Source organism: Chromobacterium sp. Ag138 (genome assembly GCF_055181315.1).
Map to the genome: position 1 here is coordinate 3424886 of NZ_JBUPWA010000001.1, position 21050 is coordinate 3445935.

General features: G+C 67.9%; 19 protein-coding genes. 10 read left to right on the forward strand and 9 right to left on the reverse strand.

The window, feature by feature from the left end; translation table 11 throughout:
* The first annotated feature begins 293 nt into the window (after window positions 1-293).
* Both ACY3GB_RS15910 and ACY3GB_RS15915 read left to right on the forward strand, forming a co-directional pair.
* Window positions 294-1055, forward strand: coding sequence for a CDP-diacylglycerol diphosphatase (locus ACY3GB_RS15910; protein ID WP_463089603.1), 762 nt, complete (start codon window positions 294-296; stop codon window positions 1053-1055).
* Between the two features lie 59 nt (window positions 1056-1114).
* Window positions 1115-1507: a VOC family protein gene (locus ACY3GB_RS15915; RefSeq protein WP_463089604.1), complete on the forward strand. Its 393-nt coding sequence runs from the start codon at window positions 1115-1117 to the stop codon at window positions 1505-1507.
* A 355-nt stretch (window positions 1508-1862) separates the two neighbouring features.
* On the opposite strand, the gene ACY3GB_RS15920 is transcribed toward ACY3GB_RS15915, so the two are convergent.
* Window positions 1863-2639: a tRNA threonylcarbamoyladenosine dehydratase gene (locus ACY3GB_RS15920; RefSeq protein ID WP_463089605.1), complete on the reverse strand. Its 777-nt coding sequence runs from the start codon at window positions 2637-2639 to the stop codon at window positions 1863-1865.
* Window positions 2640-2919: 280 nt separating this feature from the next.
* Between ACY3GB_RS15920 and ACY3GB_RS15925 the strand changes: the two genes are divergently transcribed.
* Entirely contained in the window at window positions 2920-3144 is a 225-nt protein-coding gene (locus tag ACY3GB_RS15925) for a hypothetical protein (RefSeq protein ID WP_221662984.1), read from the forward strand.
* Between the two features lie 127 nt (window positions 3145-3271).
* Here ACY3GB_RS15925 and ACY3GB_RS15930 read toward each other — a convergent pair whose 3' ends face one another.
* Entirely contained in the window at window positions 3272-3607 is a 336-nt protein-coding gene (locus ACY3GB_RS15930; protein ID WP_463089606.1) for a darcynin family protein, read from the reverse strand.
* 103 nt (window positions 3608-3710) lie between these two features.
* Here ACY3GB_RS15930 and ACY3GB_RS15935 point away from each other — a divergent pair, with 103 nt between their 5' ends.
* From ACY3GB_RS15935 to ACY3GB_RS15960, 6 genes are all read left to right on the forward strand, one after another.
* Window positions 3711-4316 carry a TetR/AcrR family transcriptional regulator gene (locus ACY3GB_RS15935; RefSeq protein ID WP_463089607.1) on the forward strand — a complete coding sequence of 202 codons (606 nt, stop codon included), beginning with the start codon at window positions 3711-3713 and terminating at the stop codon, window positions 4314-4316.
* A gap of 12 nt (window positions 4317-4328) precedes the next feature.
* Entirely contained in the window at window positions 4329-5357 is a 1029-nt protein-coding gene (gene ltaE, locus ACY3GB_RS15940; protein WP_463089608.1) for a low-specificity L-threonine aldolase, read from the forward strand.
* A gap of 89 nt (window positions 5358-5446) precedes the next feature.
* Complete coding sequence (locus ACY3GB_RS15945) at window positions 5447-6163, forward strand: substrate-binding periplasmic protein (protein ID WP_463089609.1); 717 nt, start codon at window positions 5447-5449, stop codon at window positions 6161-6163.
* A gap of 54 nt (window positions 6164-6217) precedes the next feature.
* A complete protein-coding gene (locus ACY3GB_RS15950; RefSeq protein WP_463089610.1) occupies window positions 6218-6991 on the forward strand; it encodes an alpha/beta hydrolase in 774 nt (257 codons plus the stop codon).
* Between the two features lie 73 nt (window positions 6992-7064).
* The gene (locus tag ACY3GB_RS15955; protein ID WP_463089611.1) at window positions 7065-9098 is read left to right on the forward strand and encodes a prolyl oligopeptidase family serine peptidase; all 2034 of its coding nucleotides are present in this window, start codon (window positions 7065-7067) and stop codon (window positions 9096-9098) included.
* Window positions 9099-9284: 186 nt separating this feature from the next.
* Window positions 9285-11300, forward strand: a complete 2016-nt coding sequence (locus ACY3GB_RS15960) for a M13 family metallopeptidase (RefSeq protein WP_463089612.1) — start codon at window positions 9285-9287, stop codon at window positions 11298-11300.
* Between the two features lie 57 nt (window positions 11301-11357).
* On the opposite strand, the gene ACY3GB_RS15965 is transcribed toward ACY3GB_RS15960, so the two are convergent.
* The 3 genes from ACY3GB_RS15965 to ACY3GB_RS15975 form a co-directional block, all read right to left on the reverse strand.
* On the reverse strand, window positions 11358-11888 hold the full coding sequence (locus ACY3GB_RS15965) for a YfaZ family outer membrane protein (RefSeq protein ID WP_463089613.1): 531 nt from the start codon (window positions 11886-11888) through the stop codon (window positions 11358-11360).
* An 89-nt stretch (window positions 11889-11977) separates the two neighbouring features.
* Window positions 11978-12607, reverse strand: coding sequence for a YceH family protein (locus ACY3GB_RS15970; protein ID WP_463089614.1), 630 nt, complete (start codon window positions 12605-12607; stop codon window positions 11978-11980).
* 66 nt (window positions 12608-12673) lie between these two features.
* Window positions 12674-14206 (reverse strand): glycine betaine uptake BCCT transporter, encoded by a 1533-nt coding sequence (locus tag ACY3GB_RS15975; protein WP_463089615.1) that lies wholly within the window; start codon window positions 14204-14206, stop codon window positions 12674-12676.
* Window positions 14207-14637: 431 nt separating this feature from the next.
* Between ACY3GB_RS15975 and ACY3GB_RS15980 the strand changes: the two genes are divergently transcribed.
* Entirely contained in the window at window positions 14638-15384 is a 747-nt protein-coding gene (locus tag ACY3GB_RS15980; RefSeq protein WP_463089616.1) for a TlyA family RNA methyltransferase, read from the forward strand.
* Between the two features lie 62 nt (window positions 15385-15446).
* Here the strand turns inward: ACY3GB_RS15980 and ACY3GB_RS15985 are convergent, their stop codons facing one another.
* From ACY3GB_RS15985 to ACY3GB_RS16000, 4 genes are all read right to left on the reverse strand, one after another.
* Window positions 15447-15923, reverse strand: coding sequence for a universal stress protein (locus ACY3GB_RS15985; RefSeq protein ID WP_231155313.1), 477 nt, complete (start codon window positions 15921-15923; stop codon window positions 15447-15449).
* Between the two features lie 407 nt (window positions 15924-16330).
* A complete protein-coding gene (locus ACY3GB_RS15990) occupies window positions 16331-17677 on the reverse strand; it encodes a glutamine synthetase family protein (RefSeq protein ID WP_463089617.1) in 1347 nt (448 codons plus the stop codon).
* Between the two features lie 211 nt (window positions 17678-17888).
* Entirely contained in the window at window positions 17889-19499 is a 1611-nt protein-coding gene (locus ACY3GB_RS15995) for a methyl-accepting chemotaxis protein (RefSeq protein ID WP_463089618.1), read from the reverse strand.
* A gap of 156 nt (window positions 19500-19655) precedes the next feature.
* Window positions 19656-21050, reverse strand: coding sequence for a DUF2252 domain-containing protein (locus ACY3GB_RS16000; protein WP_463089619.1), 1395 nt, complete (start codon window positions 21048-21050; stop codon window positions 19656-19658).

Below are 21050 nucleotides of genomic sequence, written 5' to 3' on the forward strand. Positions count from 1 at the left end.
TTTCGCAGAATGTCTATGTGTGGCTTGGCGCCGAGTTTCTTCGGCATGGAGGGCGCACAGAGTAGGTCAAGTAGTCAGATGGAATCCCTGTCCTTTGGGATGGATTTTTTGTTTTGTGCCGATTTTTGGTGTTTTTGGGAAATATAAGGTCGCCAATTTGTATTTATTTGGAATCAATTTTGTTGATTTGGCGACATCATTGGCATGAGTTTTTACTCCAATCCGGATTCGGATAAGATGCGGCGATGGACGGCGGCGGCTGCCGCGCTTGATCCCCCACCCATGGAGTCGCAATGAAAAGAAGAATCTTGGCGGGCGCGGCCTGGTTCGGCCTGCTGGCCGCGGGCGCGTCTTTTTACGCGCTGGCGGACAGCGACGCCTTGTGGCGCATCGTCGGCGAGCAGTGCGTGCCGGCCCAGCAGGCGCAGGGCCAGCCCGGCCCCTGCGCCGAAGTGGCGCTGCAGCGGGGCGTGGCGGTGCTGAAAGACCGCAACGGGCCGCTGCAATACCTGTTGATCCCCACCGACAAGGTGAGCGGCATCGAGAGCCCGCAGCTGCTGGGCGACGGCTCGCCCGGCTATTGGCGCGCCGCCTGGCAGGCGAGAAGCTATCTGGACGCGCGGCGCGGCCTGCCGTTGCCCAAGCTGGCGTTGTCCCTGACCGTCAACTCCCAGTACGGCCGCAGCCAGAACCAGCTGCACATCCACATTTCCTGCACCGATTCCGTGGTGCGGCAGCAGATCGACGATCTGGCCGACGGCCTGGGCTACCGCTGGCGGCAGCTGCCGGTGGAACTGAAGGGGCACGCGTACTGGGCGCGGCGCGTGGACGCCGACCAGAACGGCGATCCCCGGGACGATCCCTTCCGGCTGCTGGCCAACGAGCTGCCGGGCGCGCGCGCCGAGATGGGCCGCTACGGCATGGCGATGCTGCCGGCGCGCTTCGGCGATGGCGAGGGCTTCGTGCTGCTGGCCACCCGCGCCGACCTGTTCGAAATCAACCGCGGCTCGGCGGAAGAGCTGCAGGACCATGCCTGCCGGATATTGCAACCGTGACGGCGGCGCAGGCTGGCGGATGTCCCGCCGGCGGCGGCGCTCGGCGTCGGAGAAAGAACATGAAGCAGAGTTTGGCGCTGGTGGCGCTGGTGGTGGCCGACTACGACGAGGCCATCGATTTCTTTGTCGGCAAGCTGGGGTTCGAGCTGACCGAGGACAGCTACCAGGCCGAGCAGGACAAGCGCTGGGTGGTGGTGACGCCGCCGGGCTCGGCGGCCGGCCTGCTGCTGGCCCGGGCCAGCGACGACATTCAGCGCGCCGCCATCGGCAACCAGGCCGGCGGCCGGGTGTGGCTGTTCCTGAATACCGATGATTTCTGGCGCGATTACGAGCGCTACCGCGCGGCGGGCGTCGAGTTCACCCGCCCGCCGATGGAGCAGGACTACGGCACGGTGGCGGTGTTTCGCGACCTGTGCGGCAATCAGTGGGATCTGATTCAGCGCAAGGGCTGAAGCTGCGTGCTTTTCGCTAGGTCCCAAGCATGGGGGCTGGTTTATTAGGCTGATGTGTCCGCTGCGCGGACGATGTTTCAGGTGGCGGTTCCGCCCGCCAGACGGGCCAGGGGCTGTGCGGCCAGCCCCTTGGCGAGCCCAGGCCGCCCCTGCAGCCCGCGAAACCCCGGCAAGAAAGCATCTGGCCAGGCACCGCCGAAACTAGCCGCGCGCTAGCGTCGCGCGGCGTCGAACATATCGGCGGCTTAACACCTGGCCAGACGCTTTTTTGCCGGCGCGTCCTGAAGGGGAACTGGGTGCATTGCTAACGGTCTGCGCGGAATGGAAGACTCAGAAACCGCTAGTCAGGCTTGGCTTATTTTTTGGCCTTGGCCAGATCGGTCAGTACCCGCGACGCGGCGAACAGGCCGAAGCTGGCCGTCACCACCATGCCGGCGCCGAAGCCGGCGCAGGACAGGCCCTGCGGGCCGCGGGCCTCGCCGGCGTCGCAGGCCTGGGCCTGCGGGTAGACCAGCTGCTCGGTGGAGTAGACGCAGGGCACGCCCATCTTCTTGCCGTCGCGGGCGAAGCCGTGGCGGCGGCGCAGGTTGTAGCGCAGCTTGGACAACAGCGGGTCCTGGGTCACCTCGGACAGGTCGGCCAGCTTGATCTTGCTCGGGTCCATCTGGCCGCCGGCGCCGCCGGAGACGATGAAGCGCTGGCGCTTCCTGGCGCACCAGGCGGCCATCGCCGTCTTCACTTTCAGGCTGTCGATGCAGTCGACGATGTAGTCGAAACCCTGGCCCAGCATTTCGTCCATATTCTCTTCGGTGACGAAGTCTTCTATCTCCGTCACCTCGCAGGCCGGGTTGATGGCCTTGACCCGCTCGGCCAGCGCGGTCACCTTGGCCATGCCGTACAGCGGGTCCAGCGCCGGCAGCTGGCGGTTGGTGTTGGACTCGGCGACGTTGTCCAGGTCGATCAGCGTCAGGCGGCCGATCGCGCTGCGCGCCAGCGCTTCCACCACCCAGGAGCCGACGCCGCCTACGCCCACCACGCAGACATGGGCGCGGCCGAAGCGCGCGAGCGCGTCGTCGCCGTACAGGCGGGCAATGCCGCCGAAGCGGCGGTCTAGATCGGCGGAGTGATCCATCGGGATAACCTGTTGCGCAAAAACGGCCAAGGATAACCAAGCCGAGGGCGGGGTGCCAGTCCGGGCGCGGCCTGGCTGCGGCGGCGGGGTTGCGGGTGTGGCGTTTCTGGCTCCGCGTGAAGATTTTTTTACAATCCAACTGCTTGATTGATTGGAACCTTTTTCCGATTGCCCTATCTTCTTCTATACGCGCCGGTTTTGCCGGCCGCGTTCCGAGACCGGCACGAATTGCCGTCGGCAGGTCCTCTGCCGGTCGACTCTCAGTTCTAGGGAGAATCCGATGAAGCAGCAAAGATTCGACATCGATCTGGATAAGCATTACAACGCCACCGTGGTCATCGCCTGCGAGGAGTGCGGGCGAGAAACCCGCCAACATCTGAAGGCCTTGCTCCCCGACCATGCGCTGCGCTGCAGTTGCGGCGCCGACATCACGATGGCCACGCCGGACATCCAGAGGGCGGAGCGCCAGGCAGACGCGATCCGACAATCGTACCGAATCCACTGAGCCGCCTAGACTGACAATCCGTTGAATGCAAGACGCCGGCTCTACGCGCCGGCCTTATCAGGCCAAGCCTGAATCTCCGATGCATGTCCGATGACGGCGGCCCCTGCGGCCGCCGTCGGCATTTTCCCTATGGCGCCAGCTGGGCGTCGTAGTCGCGAAAGCCGTCCTCTACCGCCGGAATGATGTCGACGAACTCGAAATAGGGCTCGGTCATCAGCGGGCTGTCGCGCAGCGCGTCGATCAAGTAATAGAAGGCCTGCACCGATTCGGTCTCGAACAGGGCCACGTCGCTGCAGCGGGCGGTGAAGGCCTCGGCGTCGAACCAGCGCATGCGCACCTCGGGATAGCGGGCGTAGATCGGCTTCAGGGTGTCGTCCTCGAAGCGGCGGCGCTCCGGCCGGCTCAGCCGCAGCCAGTTGGCGTGCACGCGCATCAGCGCGAAGAAAGTCAGGGTCTTTGGCATGGCGATATTCCCGTATGGATGGAAAGAGAGGGCGGTCCGGCGCCGCTCCAGCGCTAATGTAAGCGCGCTTGCGATGCCGGAAAACTCGTGTTTAGCTAGACCCATGACTGTCATTCCGCAGCCGCGCAAACAGCCGCGGCAGGCCCGTTCCCGCCACGCCGTCGCCGCCATTCTGGAGGCGGCGGCTCGCATTCTGGCCGGCGACGGCTACGCCGCCTTCAACACCAACCGCGTCGCCGAGCTGTCCGGCGTCGGCATCGGCTCGCTGTACCAGTACTTTCCCAACAAGCAGGCCTTGCTGGCCGCGCTGCACCGCCGCCACGGCGAGGAGACGCTGGCTGCGATTGAGGCCGCCTTGGCCCGCAGCGCCGGTTTGCCGGCGCGGGAGCAACTGGCGGCGATGGTGGGCGCGGCGCTGGATCTGCATCGGCGCGAGCTGGGCCTGCACCGGGTGCTGGAGCGGGAATGGCCGATCTACGACGAGCCGCCGGCCAGCAATCCCATCGACGCCGCGCTCCATGCGCGCCTCGCGGCCTGGCTGGCCGAAGCCGGCGGCGATCCCGCCCGGGCCGGGCTGCTGCTGCGGATGGCAGACAGCCTGGTGCACGGCCTGCTGCTGGACGCCGATCCGCAGGCCGAGGGGCTGGAAGAAGCGATTACCGACGCGCTGGCGGGCTATCTGGCCCTGCCGGCGTGCCACCACACTTGAGGAGAAGCGCAAATGCAGTGGATAGACTTTCGCAGCGACACCGTCACCCATCCGACGCCGGCGATGCGCCGCGCGATGGCCGAGGCCGAGGTCGGCGACGACGTTTACGGCGACGACCCCACCGTGCTGCGGCTGGAGGAGCTGGCCGCCGACAAGCTGGGCAAGGAGGCGGCGCTGTTCGTCCCCAGCGGCACCTTCGGCAACCAGCTGGCGCTGTTCACCCACTGTCGCCGCGGCGACGAGGTGATCGTCGAGGACAACAGCCACATCGTCTGGCACGAAGCCGGCGCGGCGGCGGTGATCGCCGGCGCCCACCTGCGCACGATAGAGGGCGACAACGGCCTGATGGCGGTGGACGCGATCGAGCGCCGCATCCGCGTCGGCGACGACATCCACGAGCCGCGCACCGGCCTGATCTGCCTGGAAAACGCCCACGGCAACGGCCGCGTGCTGCCGCTGTCGGCGATGGCCGACACCGCCGCGCTGGCGCGCGAGCACGGCGTGCCCGTCCACCTGGACGGTGCGCGGGTGTTCAACGCGGCGGCCCACCTGGGCTGCGACGTGCGCGAGATCACCCGCCACGCCGACAGCGTGATGGCCTGCCTGTCCAAGGGCCTGGCCGCGCCGATCGGCTCCATCCTGGCCGGCACCGCCGATTTCATCGATCAGGCGCGCCGCAAGCGCAAGCTGCTGGGCGGCGGCCTGCGCCAGGCCGGCGTGATCGCCGCGCCCGGCATCCTGGCGCTGAGCGAAATGGCGGCGCGGCTGGACGAGGACCACCAGAATGCCCGTTACCTGGCCGAGGGCCTGGCCAAGCTGCCGTGCGTGGACATCGATCCGGCCGACGTCCACATCAACCTGGTGTGGTTCCGCTTCAATGCCGACATCGACGCCGCCGAGCTGATGTCGGCGTTGAAGCAGGCCGGTTTCCTGGCCAACCCGCCGCATCAGGGCGCGATGCGGCTGGTCACCCACTGGCAGGTGGGCCGCGCCGACATCGACCGCCTGCTGGGCGTGATGCAGCGCGTGCTCAGCGACTGAGCGTCTTCGGGCCGCGCGGCCGGCAAAATGGCCGCGAGCCGGCCCGGGAGCCTATAACCAGTAGATGGGCACCGATGGGAGCAGGCCGGATGCGGCAACGCTTGCAGTTCGGCGCGCTGCTGACGGCCATGCTCCTGTTCCCGATGCCGGGACGGAGCGATGGCTTGGCGCAGGTGCGCATCTACACCGACGACGACCCGCCCTACGTGATGGTGGGTCCGGACGGACAAGTGATGGGCGGCACCACGGTGGAGAAGGTGACGCGGGTGATGCGCAAGCTGGGCCTGCCGTTCAGCGCGCTGCAGTCTGCGCCGTGGGCCCGCGCCTACCAGGAGGCGAAGAGCCGGCCCTACGCGATGGTGTTTCCCATCGCCAGGACCCGGGAGCGGGAAAAATACCTGGACTTCACTTTCAAGATTCTCGATACCGACATCTATTTTTACCGGCTGGCCGCGCGCAACGACATCCAGCCGCGCACGCTGGACGAGGCGCGAAAATACAGCATCTGCGTGGTGCTGAACGACTACCGCCACGAGTTTCTGGAAGAGCAGGGTTTTGTCAGGCTGGAGGTGTCGCCGGACTCCACCCTCAATGTCAGGAAGCTGGCGGCCGGCCGCTGCGACCTGCTGCCGTCCACCGAGAGCGGCATCGCCAGCAAGCTGAAGGCGCTGGGCCAGGATCGCGCGCTGGTGGCGCGCGGCATCCGGCTGGACAAGCTGGACAGCGGTCTGTACGCCGCGTTCAACAAGGACACGCCGCCCGGGGTGATCGCCCGTTTCCGGGCCGCCGCCGCCGAGCTGCCTTGAGCGCCTCCCGGCGGGCGGGCCGGGCATCGTGAACCGCCGCCGAGGGAGAGCGCCATGCGCAATCGACTGCTGCCGCCGCTGCTGTGCTGCCTGCTGGCCTTGCCCGCCTGGGCCGAGCGGCTGGTGGAGATTCCCACCCGCCCCGGCGTCACGCTGCGTTTCCTGCTGCTGGAGCCGCCGGGGCCTGCGCGCGCCAATCTGATCCTGCTCGCCGGCGGCGAGGGCTTGCTCAAATTGTCGGCGGCGGGCGAGCTGGGCGCGGGCAAGGGCAATTTCCTGGTGCGCACCCGCCAAGGCTGGGCCGACATGGGTTTCCGCGTCGCGGTGGCGGACGCGCCGTCCGACATGCCGCGCGGCTTGCTCGGCGATTTCCGCGAGAGCCCCGAGCACGCGGCCGACATCGCCGCGGTGTCCGGCTATCTGCGCCAGGGCGCGGCGCTGCCGGTGTGGCTGGCCGGCACCAGCCGCGGCACCACCTCGGCGGCGGCGGCGGCGTTGAACCGGCCGGACGCGGCGGACGGCCTGCTGCTGACCTCCAGCATAGACAGCGGCCGCGGCAGTCTGGCCGGCCTGCCTCTGGAGCGGCTGGCCATCCCGGTGCTGATGATCCAGCACCGCCGCGACGAATGCCGCGCCAGCCGGACCGGCAATCTGGGGCCGGTGGTGGACCGGCTGCGCGCCGACGCGCCGCGCGAGCTGATGCTGCTGGACGGCGGCAACAACGAGGGTGATCCGTGCCAGCCCTGGGCCTGGCACGGCTACAACGGCATCGAGGCGAGGGCGCTGGGCCTGGCCGGCGCGTGGATGCTGGCGCACGGCCGCCGTTGAGCGGGCGCTATGGCGGTTGGGGCGCGCCGGTGCTACCCTCGCCGCCATCCTTGGATTTTCTATCGCCGACATCATGACGCCATCCCACGACCCCCACGCCTGGCTGGAAAGCCTGGATTCCGACCAAGCCGCCGACTGGGTGGCCGCGCAGAACGCCCGCACCGAGGGCGTGCTGGACGCCGATCCGCGCTTCGCCGGCCTCAAGGCCGACATCCTCGCCCACCTGCGCGACACGCGGCAGATACCGTATTTCGCCGAGCACGCCGGCTGGCTGTACAACTTCCACCAGGACGAGGCGCATCCGCGCGGCCTCTACCGCAGAACCACCTTGGACGCCTACCGCGCCGGCAGCCAGGACTGGCAGGCGGTGCTGGACATCGACGTGCTGGCCGACGCCGACGAGCGCGACTGGTATCTGGACGGCGTGTCCCACTGTACGGTCCGGCCCGAGCGGGCGCTGGTGCACCTGACCGACGGCGGCGGCGACGCCACCGTGGCGCGCGAGTACGACGTCGAGGCGCGGCGCTGGGTCGAGCAGGGCTTCAGCTTCCCGGAAGGCAAGAACCACATCGCCTGGCGCGATCCGGACAGCGCCTTCGTCTGCCCCGGCTGGAAGGGCGCGCCGCTGACCCGCGCCGGCTACCCGCGCGAGGTGTGGCTGGTGGCGCGCGGCGCGGACGGCCAGCACGGCTGGACCCAGCTGTTCGCCGCGCCGGAAGACGCGATGATGACCGCCGCCTGGCGCTTCCTCGACAGCGACGGCAGCGCCGTCGACCTGATCGAGGCGTCCGACGGCTTCTACCGCAAAACCTACTACCTGCTGGACGGCGGCCTGGAGGCGCACGCGCTGCCCTTGCCGCCCAAGGCCGAGATCGAGGCCTATATCGGCGGCGATTTCATCGTCAAGCTGGCCGAGGACTGGTCTTGGCGCGGCGCGACCTACGCCAGCGGCAGCCTGCTGGCGGTCGGGCTGTCCGGCCTGATCGGGGACGGCCCGGCGCCGCAATTGCTGCAGGCGCCTGAGCCGCGGCTGGCGGTGGCGGCGGTGGAAACCACCCGCAGCCGGCTGCTGGTCAACCTGCTGGACAACGTCAAGAGCCGCATGCTGTGCTTCGCCAAGCAAGACGGCGCCTGGACGCCGCAGCCGCTGGATCTGCCGGCCGACGGCGTGATCGAGATCGCCGACCAACCATGGCAGAGCGATGTGCTCTACTACAGCTACAGCGATTTCCTGACCCCCAGCGGCCTGTACCGGCTGGACCTGGCCAGCGGCGAACAGGAATGCCTGCGCCGGCAGCCGGAGGCTTTCGAGCCATCGCCCTATGTCGCCGAACAATGGCAGGCGACGGCGCCGGACGGCGAACAGATTCCCTATTTCGTGGTGCGGCGGTGCGATGCGCCGTTCGACGGCGCCACGCCGACCTTGCTGTACGGCTACGGCGGCTTCGAGGTGCCGATGCTGCCCTATTACATCGAGAACTTCGGCCCGCACTGGCTGGCCAGGGGCGGCGCCTTCGTGCTGGCCTGCATCCGCGGCGGCGGCGAGTTCGGCCCGCACTGGCACCAGGCGGCGCTGGGGCCGAAACGCCAGGTCAGCTTCGACGACTTCATCGCGGTGGCGGAAGACCTGATCCGCCGCAAGCTGACCTCGCCGGCCAAGCTGGCGATAGAGGGCGGCAGCAACGGCGGCCTGCTGGTGGGCGCGGCGATGGCGCAGCGGCCGGAGCTGTTCCGGGCAGTGGTGTGCGAAGTGCCGCTGCTGGACATGCTGCGCTACACCCAGCTCTTGGCCGGCGCCAGCTGGATAGACGAATACGGCGATCCGGACGACGAGGCCGAGCGCGCCGCGCTGGCCGCCTACTCGCCGTACCACAATCTGCGCGCCGACGCGCGCTACCCGCTGGCCTTGTTCACCACCAGCGCCAACGACGACCGCGTCCATCCCGGCCATGCTCGCAAGATGGCGGCGCGGCTGCTGGAGCTGGGCCACGACGCGCTGTTCTACGAGACCGACGGCGGCGGCCACGCCGGCAACGCCGGCCAGGAGGACACCGCCGCCGAGCTGGCGCGGGTGCTGGTGTACTTGTACCAGCGGCTCTGCGATTGAGGCGGACGATGTCGGCAGCAAAGGGCGCGAGAGCGCCCTTTTTCATTGCGGCCCGCCTCTTCTGGCTGGTTTGTTTGAGCAATGATGTCGTTTGCATTTTGACGATTGCCGCCGCGGGGAGCGCGGGCGTACCATCGCTCGAGGCCGGGCAGAGTCCGGCCGCTTCAGAACGATAAGAGGAAAACCATGCAAGGGAAGAAATTGCTGCCGCTGGCCATGCTGTTGAGCCTGCAGGCAGCCTGGGCCGGAGGGCTGGATTACGGCGCGTACGGCATAGATTTTCAGGGAATGGACCGCGCCGTGCGGCCGCAGGACAATCTGGCGCTGCACGCCAACGGCGGCTGGATGAAGCGCGCGCGGATTCTGGCCGACCGCTCGTCGACCGGCGTGGCCGAGCTGCTGTACGACCGCAACCAGCAGCGGGTGCGGGAGCTGATCGAGCATGCCGATCCGGCGGCCTCCGCCGACTCGCGCAAGATCGCCGATCTCTACCACAGCTTTCTCGACGAACAGGCCATCGCCCGCCGCGGCCTGGCGCCGCTGAAATCCAAGCTGGCCGCCATCGCCGCGCTGGACAGCGCCGACGCCGCCATCGCCTACATGGGCCGGCTGCAGGACCATCCGGAGGACACGCCGTTCCGCTTCTACGTGGCGCAGGACAACAAGAATTCCGCCGCTTACTTGGCCGGCGTCGGCCAGTCCGGCCTGGCGATGGACCGCGACTATTATCTGGTCCAGTCCGCTGACTTCGCCGCCGCGCGCAAGGCCTACCGCGCCTATCTGGCCCAGCTGCTGACGCTGGCCGGCGAGAAGAACACCCAGCCGCGCGCCGCCGCGGTGCTGGAGTTGGAGACGCGGCTGGCCAAGGCGCAGTGGAGCAATGTCGACAACCGCGACGCGCAGAAGACCTACAACAAGACCGGCGCGGCCGAGCTGGCCAAGCGTCTGCCCGGCTACGACTGGCCGGCGCTGCTGAAGGACGCGCAACTGGCCGCCGCCGCCGATCTCAACCTGGATCAGCCCAGCTATCTGGAACAGTTGCCCGGCCTGTTGCGCGCGACGCCGCTGCCGGCGCTGCGCGACTACCTGACGCTGCGCCTGCTGGACGCCTACGCGCCCTATCTGGACAAGCCATGGACGGCTGCGCGCTTCGCTTTCTACGGCAAGGCGCTGGACGGCCGCAGCGCCGACCGGCCGCGCTGGAAGAAGGCGGTGACGCTGGTGGACGAAGGCATGGGCGAGGCGGTGGGCAAGCTGTACGTGGCCAAGTATTTCACGCCGGAAGCCAAGCGCCAGGCCGACGAGCTGGTGCGCAACCTGCTGACGGCCTACGACCGCAGCGTGGACACGCTGGACTGGATGAGCGCGGAAACCAAGCGCGAGGCGCATCTGAAACTGTCCAAGTACACGCCGAAGATAGGCTACCCGGACAAGTGGCGCGACTACTCCAGCCTGGAGATCCGCCCGGACGACCTGATCGGCAACGTCGAGCGGATCTCGGCGTTCAACTATCGCCGCCAGGCCAGGCACCTCGGCCAGCCGGTGGACCGGACCGAATGGGAGATGACGCCGCAGACGGTCAACGCCTATTACAACCCGGCCAACAACGAGATCGTGTTCCCGGCGGCCATCCTGCAGGCGCCGTACTTTGATCCGGCCTTCGATCCGGCGGTCAACTACGGCAGCATCGGGGCCACCATCGGCCACGAGATCAGCCACGGCTTCGACGACCAGGGCCACCTGTTCGACGGCGACGGCAATATGCGCAACTGGTGGACGCCGGCCGACGAGCAGCACTTCAAGGACGTGACCGCCAAGCTGGTCAAGCAGTACGGCGGCTACGAGCCGGTGAAGGGGCACAAGGTCAACGGCGAGCTGACGCTGGGCGAGAACATCGCCGACAACGCCGGTCTGGAGATCGCCTACAAGGCGTACCAGATCGCGCTGGGCGGCAAGGAAGCGCCGGTGCGCGACGGCCTGACAGGGGACCAGCGCTTCTTCATCGCCTTCGCCCAGTCCTGGCGCAGCAAGAGCCGCGACGCGGCCACGCTGAAGCAGCTGGTGTCCGATCCGCACACGCCAGACCAGTGGCGCGCCTTCGGCACCGTCCGCAATCTGGAGCCGTTCTACCAGGCCTTCGGCGTCAAGCCGGGAGACAAGATGTATTTGCCGCCGGCGCAGCGCTTCCACCTGTGGTGGTGAGCGCGGAGCAATGAAAAACGGCAGCCTCGGCTGCCGTTTTTTTGATGCGGGGCGGGATCAGAAGCTCAGGCCCGCGCCCAGGTAGGCGCCGTCGGCCAGCGTGCGGCTGCGGCTGTCGTTGTCGCGGCGGATGTCGAAGTAGCGGTAGCCGGCTTCCACGCTGAGCGGGCCGACCACGTTCCAGCGCACGCCGGCGGCGTAGTCGCTGACGCGGTCGACGCTGCCGCTGGCGAAGCTGCTCGGCGCGTAGTAGGCCTGGCCGAACAGCTTGACCTTGGGCGCGAGGTCGAAGCTGGCGCGGCCGCCGACCAGCGCGGCAGTGGCGGAGCCGCTATCCGGCGACAGCGCCATCAGCTTGCCCCCGCCGGCCACGGTCAGCGGGCCCAGCGGCAGCGCGAACTCCAGGCCGGCGCCGCCGGCGCTGCCCTTGTGGTCGTCGCGCAGATAGTCGAGATTGAGGCCGATGCCGAAACCGTCCGGCGTGCGGGTGATTTGCTGGGTGCCGTTGCCGGCGCCGAACATGTAGTCGGCGGCGTGGGCGCCGCCGGCCAGCCCGGCCAGCGCCAGGGCGATTGCGAGATGCTTCATGCGGTCTATTCCTGTTGGTTCAAACGACAACAGGTAGTGACCAATTGCTAAAAAACAAGTTCAGTCGCTTCTAGCCGCGGGAGGCCCGTTCAGCCGTTCAGACGCTGCTCCAGCGCCAGCAGCATGGTCTTCAGCGCCGCCACTTCGGCTTCCAGCGCCGCCACCCTGCCGGTCAGGCCGACGTCTATCACTTCGCAGGCTGGCGCCGGGACGATCTGCGGCTCGCCGGACAGCAGGTGGCACCAGCGCGCCTCGCGCTCGCCCGGCTGGCGCTCCAGCTTCATCGCCAGCGGCGGGTACTTGTCGGCCAGCGCGTTCAGCGCGGTTTCCACTTCGTCCACGCCGGAGAAGCTGTAGATGCGGCCGGCGCGGGCGCGGATCTCGGCGCCGGTCTGCGGGCCGCGCAGCGTCAGCAGGCACAGCGCGGCCAGCCGCGCGCCGTCGATGTTCCACTCGTAGTTGAGGCGGTGCTCGTACTTGGCCACCCGGCTGCCGGCCGGCAGCCGCTCGGCCACCAGCTTCTTGGCGATCAGCGCGTCCAGCGCGGCGCTGGCGTCGGCCTCGGACAGCTGCATCACCGGCTCGCGGCTGGTCAGCTGGTTGCAGGCGCCGACCAGCGCGTTCAGCGTCAGCGGATAGGCGTCGGGCGTCAGCGCCTGCTTTTCCAGCAGCGCGCCCAGCACGCGCACCTCCATCGGGTCGAGTTGATGCGTGTCCATACATCCTCCATGGCGAGACAATACTGTCATGATCGCATCAAATCCGCCGGCCGTCCCGCGGCTTGGTCAATCCTGCTGGCGTTTTTCCAGCGCTTCCAGCTGGCGCAGGCGGCGGATCTCGCGCAGGCGGCTGTCGTGCTCCTCCTCGTCCAGCGCGCGGTACAGCGACACCGCCATGCCTATCATGATCAGCATGAAGGGCAGCGCGCTGACGATCAGCACCGCCTGCAGCGCCTTCAGGCCGCCGCTTTGCAGCAGCACCAGCGCGATGGCGGCCAGGAGCACGCCCCAGATCAGCTTGACGCGGTGGCTGGGGTTCAGGTCGCCGCCGCTGGTGAACATGCCCAGCACGAAGGTGGCGGAATCGGCTGAGGTGACGAAGAAGATGATCACCAGCGTCATCGCCAGCAGCGACAGGACGCGGCCGCCGGGCAGCTGCTCGAACATCACGTACAGCGCGGTGGAGACGTCGGTCTTGACCGCGGAGACCAGGTTGGCACCGCCGAACAGCTGCAGGTCCAGCGCGGTGCCGCCGAAGGCGGAGAACCAGACGAAGCTGGCCAGCGACGGCACCAGGAGCACGCCGACGATGAATTCGCGCACGGTGCGGCCGCGCGAGACGCGGGCGATGAACATGCCGACGAAGGGCGCCCAGGTGACCCACCAGGCCCAGTAGAACAGCGTCCAGTTGGCCATCCAGGTGCCCTGGGTGAACGGGCTCATCCGCAGGCTGGTGCTGGTCAGGTTGCCCAGGTAGTCGCCCAGCGTGGTGGTGAAGGTGTCGAAGATGAAGCCGGTGGGCCCCAGGACCACCACCGCCAGGAACAGCAGCGCCGCCAGCAGGATGTTGAGGTTGGACAGCCACTTGATGCCGCGCGACAGGCCGGTCAGCGACGACAGCAGGAACAGCGCGGTGGCGATGACGACGATGGCCACGGTCAGGGCGGCGGACGGCGTCACGCCGAACAGCATCTCCAGGCCGCTTTCGATCTGCAGCGTGCCGAAGCCCAGCGTGGTGGCGACGCCGAACACGGTGGCCAGCACCGCCATCACGTCGATGGCGGTGCCGACCGGGCCGTCGACGCGCTTGCCCAAGAGTGGACGGAAGGCGGCGCTGATCAGGCCCTTCTGGCCGCGGTTGAACTTGAAGTAGGCCAGCGCCAGCGCGGTCAGGCTGTACACCGCCCACGGGTGCAGGCCCCAGTGGAAGAAGGCGTGGCGCATCGCCAGCCGCGCGGCCTCGGCCGATTCCGGCGCGGTGGACGCGCTTGCCGGCGTGGCGAAGTGGGACAGCGGCTCGGCCACGCCCCAGAACACCAGGCCGATGCCCATGCCGGCGGAAAACAGCATGGAAAACCAGCTCAGGCGGGAGAACTCCGGTTCGTCGTCCTCCTTGCCCAGGCGGATATGTCCGAAGCGGCCGAAAGCCAGGTAGAGCGCGAACAGCAGGAAGCCGAACACCGACAGCAGATAGAACCAGCCGAAGCGGGAAATGGTGAAGCTCAGCCACTCGGAAGCGGTGGCGGTCATGTGCGCGGGGGCGGCGGCGCCCCAGAGCGCGAACAATACGGCGAACAACAAAGACAGGCGTAGGACCATCGGTACTCCTTGCATGGCGGCGCGCGTCCCCGCACGGGGCGCGCGGCCGTGATGGATGGTGAGGCGAGGCGCGGCCTGGGCCGCGGGCGAAACCGGCGATGGCCGGCGCGAAAGCCTTGTCCGGGCCAGAGCCTGCTGCGAGGCTCTGCCGCCAGCGGCCGTTGTCTGCCGGGCGCTGGCGGAGCGGGCCAGCATGGATGGATAAGGGCGCGCGGGATGGGGCGCGCGCTTATTGTCCGATGCCGGCGGGCTGTTTGAATATATGAATAAAATCAATGAATTGCTTTTTAGATTATCATTATTAGCATTTTCTTGTAAACATCTGTTGCGAGATCTGATGCAAACGGGCTGGGTCGGCGGCTTCGCTTGACAGCGGATGGCGGCTTCGCCAACCTGTCGCGTTCATCGGAATTCGGGCAGCGGGAACGGACATGATTCGAGTGGATATTTTGCTGGTGGAACAAGGGCTTGCCGCGTCGCGCACCGCCGCGCAGAACCTGGTGGCGGCCGGCCGCGTCAGCTGCGGCGGCGCGGTGGTGGCCAAGTCCAGCCAGAAATTTCCGGCCGACGCGGCGTTCGACATCGTCGCCGACGAGGCCGACCGCTACGTGTCGCGCGGCGGGCTGAAAATGCGCGGCGCGCTGGACGCGGCCGGGCTGGACATCGCCGGCTGGACCGCGCTGGACGTCGGCCAGTCCACCGGCGGCTTCACCGACTGCCTGCTGCAGGCCGGCGCGCACCGGGTGGTGGGCGTGGACGTCGGCCATGACCAGCTGCACCCGCGGATGCGGGAGGACGCGCGGGTCCGCTATTTCGAGGGCGTCAACGCGCGCGCGCTCGACCGCGCGTCGCTATTGGCCGCCAACGAGGGCGACGGCTTCGACCTGATGGTGTGCGACGTGTCCTTCATCTCGCTGAGCCTGGTGCTGCCGTCGGCGCTGCCGCTGCTGACGCCGGGCGGATGCCTGCTCAGCCTGGTCAAGCCGCAGTTCGAGGTGGGGAGGGAAGGGCTGTCGCACGGCGGCATCGTCCGCGACGAAAGCCTGTACCCGCAGGTTAAGAACAAGATCGACCGGGTGCTGGCCGAGCAGAACATGAAGACACTGGCCTGGTTCGACAGCCCGATCAAGGGCGGCGACGGCAACCGCGAGTTCTTCGTCCACGCCGAGCGCCGCTGACAAACGGCGAGGCCCGCGCAAGGCGGGCCGGATTGGCGTGGACGCCCCGATCGCGCCGGGGCTTATTCGACGCGGATGTCGTCGTCTTCCTGGCTGCGCACCACCAGCAGCGGGCACTGGCTGCGGCGCAGGATGTCCTCGGCGAAGCTGCCCAGGAACAGGTGGGCCAGGCCGCTGCGGCCATGGGTGCCCAGCACGATCAGGTCGGCTTGCTGCGCGCTGGCGTAGCCTATCAGCAGATCGGCCAGGTCATGGCCGCCTTCCCAGCTTTTCTCCAGATGGCTGACCACATCGGTCAGGCCCGCGTTGCGGGCGATGGTCTGGGCGCGGGCCAGCGCTTCCTGGCCTTGCTCCAGCGCCAGGTCGTAGCCGGGGTCGCCGGCGTAGACGCCCAGGCTGTCGACCGCGAGGTCGCGCAGGCTGGCGACGTGGATCAGGGTCAGCCTGGCCTCGGCGAACTTGGCGACGCGGATGGCTTCATGCAGGGCTTTGTCGGAATTGTTGCTGCCGTCTATCGCGGCGATGATGTGACGATACATGGGCTGCTCCTTCGAAACACCGGCTTGGTGGGATGCCTTCAGCATACTCCGATGGCGGCTGCGGTGTCTCGCCGGGCGAGCGCGGGTATTGATCCAGGGCAAATTTGCGGGCTGCCATGCCTGAATTGAACCAGGCCATGGGTTCGATTTGGTTTATGGAGTCCGCTGCGCGGACGAATGTTTTCATGGCGGGGCTGCCCGCCGGGCAGGTCGGGAAGCTGTTTCGCCAGCTCCCCGACACCCCTAGGCGACCCCTTCAGCCCGCGAAACCCCGGCAAGACCGCCTTGGCCCAGGCGCCGCCGATCGAAAAAACGGCGGCTCAAAGGCCCCAGGGCCAAGGCGGTCTTGCCGGCGCGGGCCGAAGGGGATGCGGCGCGTGTCGACAAACAATCAGCGCTGCGACGCTTCAGACCAGGAATCCCAGATATTGCCGCTCCCAGGCGGTGACCTGGCGATGGTAGTCGTTCAACTCCACCTCCTTCACCGCCAGATAGGCGCGGCTGAAGTCGGAGCCGAACAGCGCTTCGGCGCAGCCGGCGGCCATCGCCGCGCAGGCGGCGTCCAGCGTGGTCGGCAGGCTGGCGGCCTGTTGCTTGAACACATTGCCGTGCACCGCCTCGTCCGGAACCAGCTTCTGCTCGATGCCGGCCAGGCCGGCGCCCAGGCTGGCGGCCAGCGCCAGATAGGGGTTGGCGTCGCAGCCGGGCAGGCGGTTTTCCACTCGCCGCGCCTCCGGGCCCGACACCGGCACCCTGAGCCCGACCGAGCGGTTGTCCAGCCCCCAACTGAGGTTGACCGGCGCCGCCATGCCCTTGACGAAGCGGCGGTAGGAGTTGGGATTGGGGCAGAACAGCGGCATCAGCTCGGGCAGGAAGCGTTGCAGGCCGGCGATGAAGCCGAAGAATTCCGGGCTTTCCGAGCCGTCGGCGCGGCTGAAGGCGTTGCGGCCCTGGCGGTCCACCACGCTCTGGTGGATGTGCATCGAGCTGCCGGGCTGGCCGGGCAGCGGCTTGGCCATGCACACGGCGCTGAGGCCGTGGCGGTGGGCGATCTCCTTCAGCGCGGTCTTGAACAGGAAGGTGTCGTCGGCCAGCTTCAGCGCGTCGCCGTGCTTGAGGTTGATCTCGAACTGGCTGGGGCCCATCTCGTGCACGCAGGTGTCGGTGGCGATGCCGAGCGTCTCGCAAGCCTGGTACAGCTCGTCGAAGAACGCCTCCAGCTCGCCCAGAGCCGAGAAGCCGAAGGCGTCGAAGCCTGCCTCGCGGCGGCCGCTGGCAAGCTGGGGCGGCTGGAACGGCTGCGCCGGGTCGCCGTGGGCGGCGAACAGGTAGAACTCCAGCTCCGGCGCGACCACCGGCGTCCAGCCATGGGCGTCGTAGCGCGCCAGCACCTGCTTCAGCACCGAGCGCGGCGCCAGCGGCGACAGGCCGCCATCGTGGTCTACGCAGTCGCAGATCACCAGCGCGCGCGGAGTCTTGGCCCAAGGCACCGGACGCAGTGTGTTGTAGTCCGGCGCCAGCGTGACGTCCGGATCGTGTTCGCCGTAGAAGCTGTAGTCGGGAAATTCGCCGATACAGCTTTGCAGCGGCACCGCGCGCGCGATGCGCAGCGGTTGCCCCTTGATGAAGGCGGCGGCGGGCAGGGTCTTGCCGCGGGGAAAACCATGGACGTCGGCAAAGGCGAGCTCGACGTCCCGCGCCTTGCTGTGTTGCAGCCATTCGATGAGGCCTGCCGGCATGCGGGCATCAGACATACGATTCTCCACTGAAGCGTGCTGGGGTTCCTGTCTGTCCTCAGTTTTTTTCTTGCTTTCATGGAGCGAGTGCCCGTGGCCATTATGCCAGCCGCAACGACGGCGGCAAGTGCGACGATGAGTGGTGCCTGTTTACAACCTTGCGTGCGTGCGTTCCGCGGCCGTTTTCCGCAAACGGCCGCTATCGGGAAAGGGACGCCGCGCAGGTCGCTCAGAGCCGGAAGCGGCTGACCGTCTGGTGCAGATTGGTGGCCTGCTGGTCGATGGCGCGCACCGCCTCCACCGCGTGGCTGACAGAGTTCTGGGTTTCCTCGACCACGCCGGCCACCTGTTCGACATTGCCGGCGATATTGGTGCCGGCCTGGCTCTGCTCGCCCATCGCCACCACCACGTTGTGCACGTGCTCGAGCGCGGTGCTGGCCTGCCGGCTGATCGACTCCAGCGTTTCGGCGGCCTGCTGCACCTGCTCGACGCCGGCCTGCACCGCGGGGCGGATCTCGTCCATGCGGCCGGAGACATTGCCGGTTTCGTTGATCACCGCCTGCACGATGCTGCTGATCTCGTCGGTGGCGCTGGCGGTGCGCTCGGCCAGCTTGCGCACTTCGTCGGCCACCACCGCGAAGCCGCGGCCCATCTCGCCGGCGCGCGCGGCTTCGATGGCGGCGTTCAGCGCCAGCAGATTGGTCTGGTTGGCGATGTCGCGGATGGTTTCGGCGATGCTGCTGATGCTGCGGCTGCGTTCGGCCAGCTGGCCCACCATGTCGCTGGCGCCGTGGATCTGGTCGGCGATCTGGCGGATGCCGTCGGCGGCGTTGCCGGCCAGAATCTTGCCCTCGCCGGCCAGCTGGGCGGTGTCGCGCGCGCCGGTCTCGGTGTCGCGGGTGCTGGCGCTGACATGGTCTATGCTGACCGACAGCTGCTCGATGGCGGCGGCGGCCGAGGTGGTGGACGAGCTGGCGATGCCGGACACCTCATGCACCTTGTCCATGTCGCTGGACAGCTGGTGGCAGGAGTGGTTGATGCTGGCGGTGGCGCGGCCGATCTCCTCTATCATCAGGCGCAGCTTGCCCCGCATGTCGTTCATCGCGCCCAGCAGGCTGTTGGGGCCGCCCTTGACCTCGATCTCCACGCTAAGGTCGCCGTCGGCGATCGCCTTGACCACGTCGGCGGCGTAGCGCGGCTCGCCGCCCAGCGATTGCAGGATGGAGCGCGACATCCAGCCCACCAGCGCGCCCAGCACCACCGCGCAGGCCACGGCGACGATCATCAGCGTGCGCGCCTCGCTCCAGAACAGCTGATCGATGTCGTCGATGAAGATGCCGGTGCCTATCGTCCAGTCCCACGGCTCGAAACGGAACACGCCGTTCAGCTTGGGAAACTCTTCGTCCCCGCTGCCCTTGCGCTTGGTCTGGATCACCAGCACGCCGTAGTGGGCGTCCTTCATCGCGTCATCGTAGGCCTCCACCGTGGTGCGGCCGTCCGGCAGCTTGCTGCCCATGTCCAGCTTGCCGACGCGGTCCTTGCTGGGATGGAACAGCACGCGGTGCTCGCGGTTGCGGCCGAAGAAGTAGATGTCGTCCACCTTCAGCGCGGAGAGCGCGGCGATGGCCTGCTTCTGCGCCTCGGCGCGCGGCATGCCCTTGGCCTCCAGCTGCTGGAAGTGGGTGAGGCTGTTTTCCGCCATTTTCAGCAGGTGCACGATCTGCTCGCTTTTTTCCTGATGCAGGGTGGCGCGGGTGGAAAGCAAGGCGACGGTGGACAGGCCGAGCAGCGCGATCAGGCTGGCGGCGATGATGATGATCAGGCGGGTGTTCAGCTGCATGTTGGACGCTCTGGTGTAGGGAAACAAGCCGCCGCAGATGCGGCGGCGGCGCGGGCCCGTCGGGGACGGTCCGGCGCCGGCTGATTATGCGTTTCTGTTGTTACAGTCTAGTTCAGGACGCAACCGTCAACATCGCAATTTTCCCTAACCCGGCATTTATGCCGCGGAGACCGGCAAGCGTCCGCCGCGGACCGCGGCGTCGAACAGCCGGTAGTCGGCTTCCACCTGGTCGGCGTAGGCCTGCGCGTAGTCGGCCAGCATCTGGTCGAACTTGTCCGACTCCCCCAGATAGCCGGCGATTTCGGCCGCGCAGCCGCCGGACTTGGCGTGGGCGCGCGCCAGCGTCCAGCCGCAGGCCTGGCCGTAGCTGGCCAGCTCTTCGGCATTGGTGAACGCTTCCAGCGCCGGGGCGGCCTTCATGTCGCGCAGCTGGCGCATGTAGAAGTGATGGCCGTCGGCGCCGTGGGTCCAGCCCAGGAACAGGTCGCTGGTGGCCTGCATCAGCCGTTGGCCGAACACCACCCGCTTGCCCTGATTGCCGTGCACGCATTCCTGGGTGAAGGCCTCCAGCACCGACGGCCGCGCCTCCTTCAACTGCAGGAACAGCGGCTGGTCGTAGTCGTCCTGCAGCAGCAGCGCCAGGCAGCGGGTGCCGACGCTGCCGACGCCCACCACCTTGAAGGCGGCGTCCACCAGCCGGAAGCGCTGCAGCAGCTCGCGGCGGTCTTCTTTCAGCGTGTCGATGTAGCCGGTCAGCATGCGCTGGATCTTGGCCAGGCTGTCGCCGCCCAGCCAGTCGTCGCAGGCGGCCAGCGGGCTGTTCCTGTCGTCGAGGTGGAAGATCACCGGCGGGTTGTCGCGCAGCCGCAAGCCGCCGTCCTCCAGGTCGGTCATCTTGGGCAGCAGCCGCTCCTGGGTCTGGTTGCGCGCCTTGCCGGCCACTTTGTTCAATTGCTGGCGCATGCCCTCGTCGGTGGCCTGGGACAGCAATTGTTCGAAATCGACGCGGCAATACCACAGGTCCAGCTGGCTCATCTGCGAAAAAGCGACGATGCGGCGGCGATAGGTGGCGGCCAGGCGCTGGACGATTTCGCGCGTGGCCTGGGCGTCGAAGCCGCGGCTGCGGCCGGCCAGCACCAGGCTGACCGCCAGCCGCTTGACGTCCCATTCCCAGGGACCGGGGTGGGTTTCGTCGAAATCGTTGATGTCGAACACCAGTTGCCGTTCCGGCGAGGCGAAGAAGCCGAAGTTCATCAGGTGGGCGTCGCCGCAGATCTGCAGGCGCAGGCCGCTGTCCGGTCCGGCGGCCAGGTCGGCGGCCTGGATCATCGCCATGCCGCGGAAGAAGGCGAACGGCGACGCGTGCATGCGCGCGTAGCGCAGCGGAACCAGCGCAGGCACCCGGCCCTGGGAAGTGGACTCCACCAGCGCCACCACGTCGCGCTCCGGCGCCAGGTGGAGTTCGGCCTGGCTGGAGCGCGGGCATTGGCGGCGGCGGGCTTTGCCGTCGGCGTAGTGCTGGTCGTACTGGGGATGGGAGGCGGTGGTCAT

What these genes read in the sequence shown, in the direction of transcription:
- ltaE (WP_463089608.1), top strand. Translation starts at nt 4,329, where the DNA reads ATGCAGTGGATAGACTTTCGCAGCGACACCGTCACCCATCCGACGCCG.
- ACY3GB_RS15975 (WP_463089615.1), bottom strand. Translation starts at nt 14,206, where the DNA reads ATGGTCCTACGCCTGTCTTTGTTGTTCGCCGTATTGTTCGCGCTCTGG.
- ACY3GB_RS15980 (WP_463089616.1), top strand. Translation starts at nt 14,638, where the DNA reads ATGATTCGAGTGGATATTTTGCTGGTGGAACAAGGGCTTGCCGCGTCG.
- ACY3GB_RS15995 (WP_463089618.1), bottom strand. Translation starts at nt 19,499, where the DNA reads ATGCAGCTGAACACCCGCCTGATCATCATCATCGCCGCCAGCCTGATC.
- ACY3GB_RS16000 (WP_463089619.1), bottom strand. Translation starts at nt 21,050, where the DNA reads ATGACCACCGCCTCCCATCCCCAGTACGACCAGCACTACGCCGACGGC.
- ACY3GB_RS15985 (WP_231155313.1), bottom strand. Translation starts at nt 15,923, where the DNA reads ATGTATCGTCACATCATCGCCGCGATAGACGGCAGCAACAATTCCGAC.
- ACY3GB_RS15915 (WP_463089604.1), top strand. Translation starts at nt 1,115, where the DNA reads ATGAAGCAGAGTTTGGCGCTGGTGGCGCTGGTGGTGGCCGACTACGAC.
- ACY3GB_RS15960 (WP_463089612.1), top strand. Translation starts at nt 9,285, where the DNA reads ATGCAAGGGAAGAAATTGCTGCCGCTGGCCATGCTGTTGAGCCTGCAG.
- ACY3GB_RS15970 (WP_463089614.1), bottom strand. Translation starts at nt 12,607, where the DNA reads ATGGACACGCATCAACTCGACCCGATGGAGGTGCGCGTGCTGGGCGCG.
- ACY3GB_RS15945 (WP_463089609.1), top strand. Translation starts at nt 5,447, where the DNA reads ATGCGGCAACGCTTGCAGTTCGGCGCGCTGCTGACGGCCATGCTCCTG.
- ACY3GB_RS15920 (WP_463089605.1), bottom strand. Translation starts at nt 2,639, where the DNA reads ATGGATCACTCCGCCGATCTAGACCGCCGCTTCGGCGGCATTGCCCGC.
- ACY3GB_RS15990 (WP_463089617.1), bottom strand. Translation starts at nt 17,677, where the DNA reads ATGTCTGATGCCCGCATGCCGGCAGGCCTCATCGAATGGCTGCAACAC.
- ACY3GB_RS15935 (WP_463089607.1), top strand. Translation starts at nt 3,711, where the DNA reads ATGACTGTCATTCCGCAGCCGCGCAAACAGCCGCGGCAGGCCCGTTCC.
- ACY3GB_RS15910 (WP_463089603.1), top strand. Translation starts at nt 294, where the DNA reads ATGAAAAGAAGAATCTTGGCGGGCGCGGCCTGGTTCGGCCTGCTGGCC.
- ACY3GB_RS15925 (WP_221662984.1), top strand. Translation starts at nt 2,920, where the DNA reads ATGAAGCAGCAAAGATTCGACATCGATCTGGATAAGCATTACAACGCC.
- ACY3GB_RS15930 (WP_463089606.1), bottom strand. Translation starts at nt 3,607, where the DNA reads ATGCCAAAGACCCTGACTTTCTTCGCGCTGATGCGCGTGCACGCCAAC.
- ACY3GB_RS15965 (WP_463089613.1), bottom strand. Translation starts at nt 11,888, where the DNA reads ATGAAGCATCTCGCAATCGCCCTGGCGCTGGCCGGGCTGGCCGGCGGC.
- ACY3GB_RS15950 (WP_463089610.1), top strand. Translation starts at nt 6,218, where the DNA reads ATGCGCAATCGACTGCTGCCGCCGCTGCTGTGCTGCCTGCTGGCCTTG.
- ACY3GB_RS15955 (WP_463089611.1), top strand. Translation starts at nt 7,065, where the DNA reads ATGACGCCATCCCACGACCCCCACGCCTGGCTGGAAAGCCTGGATTCC.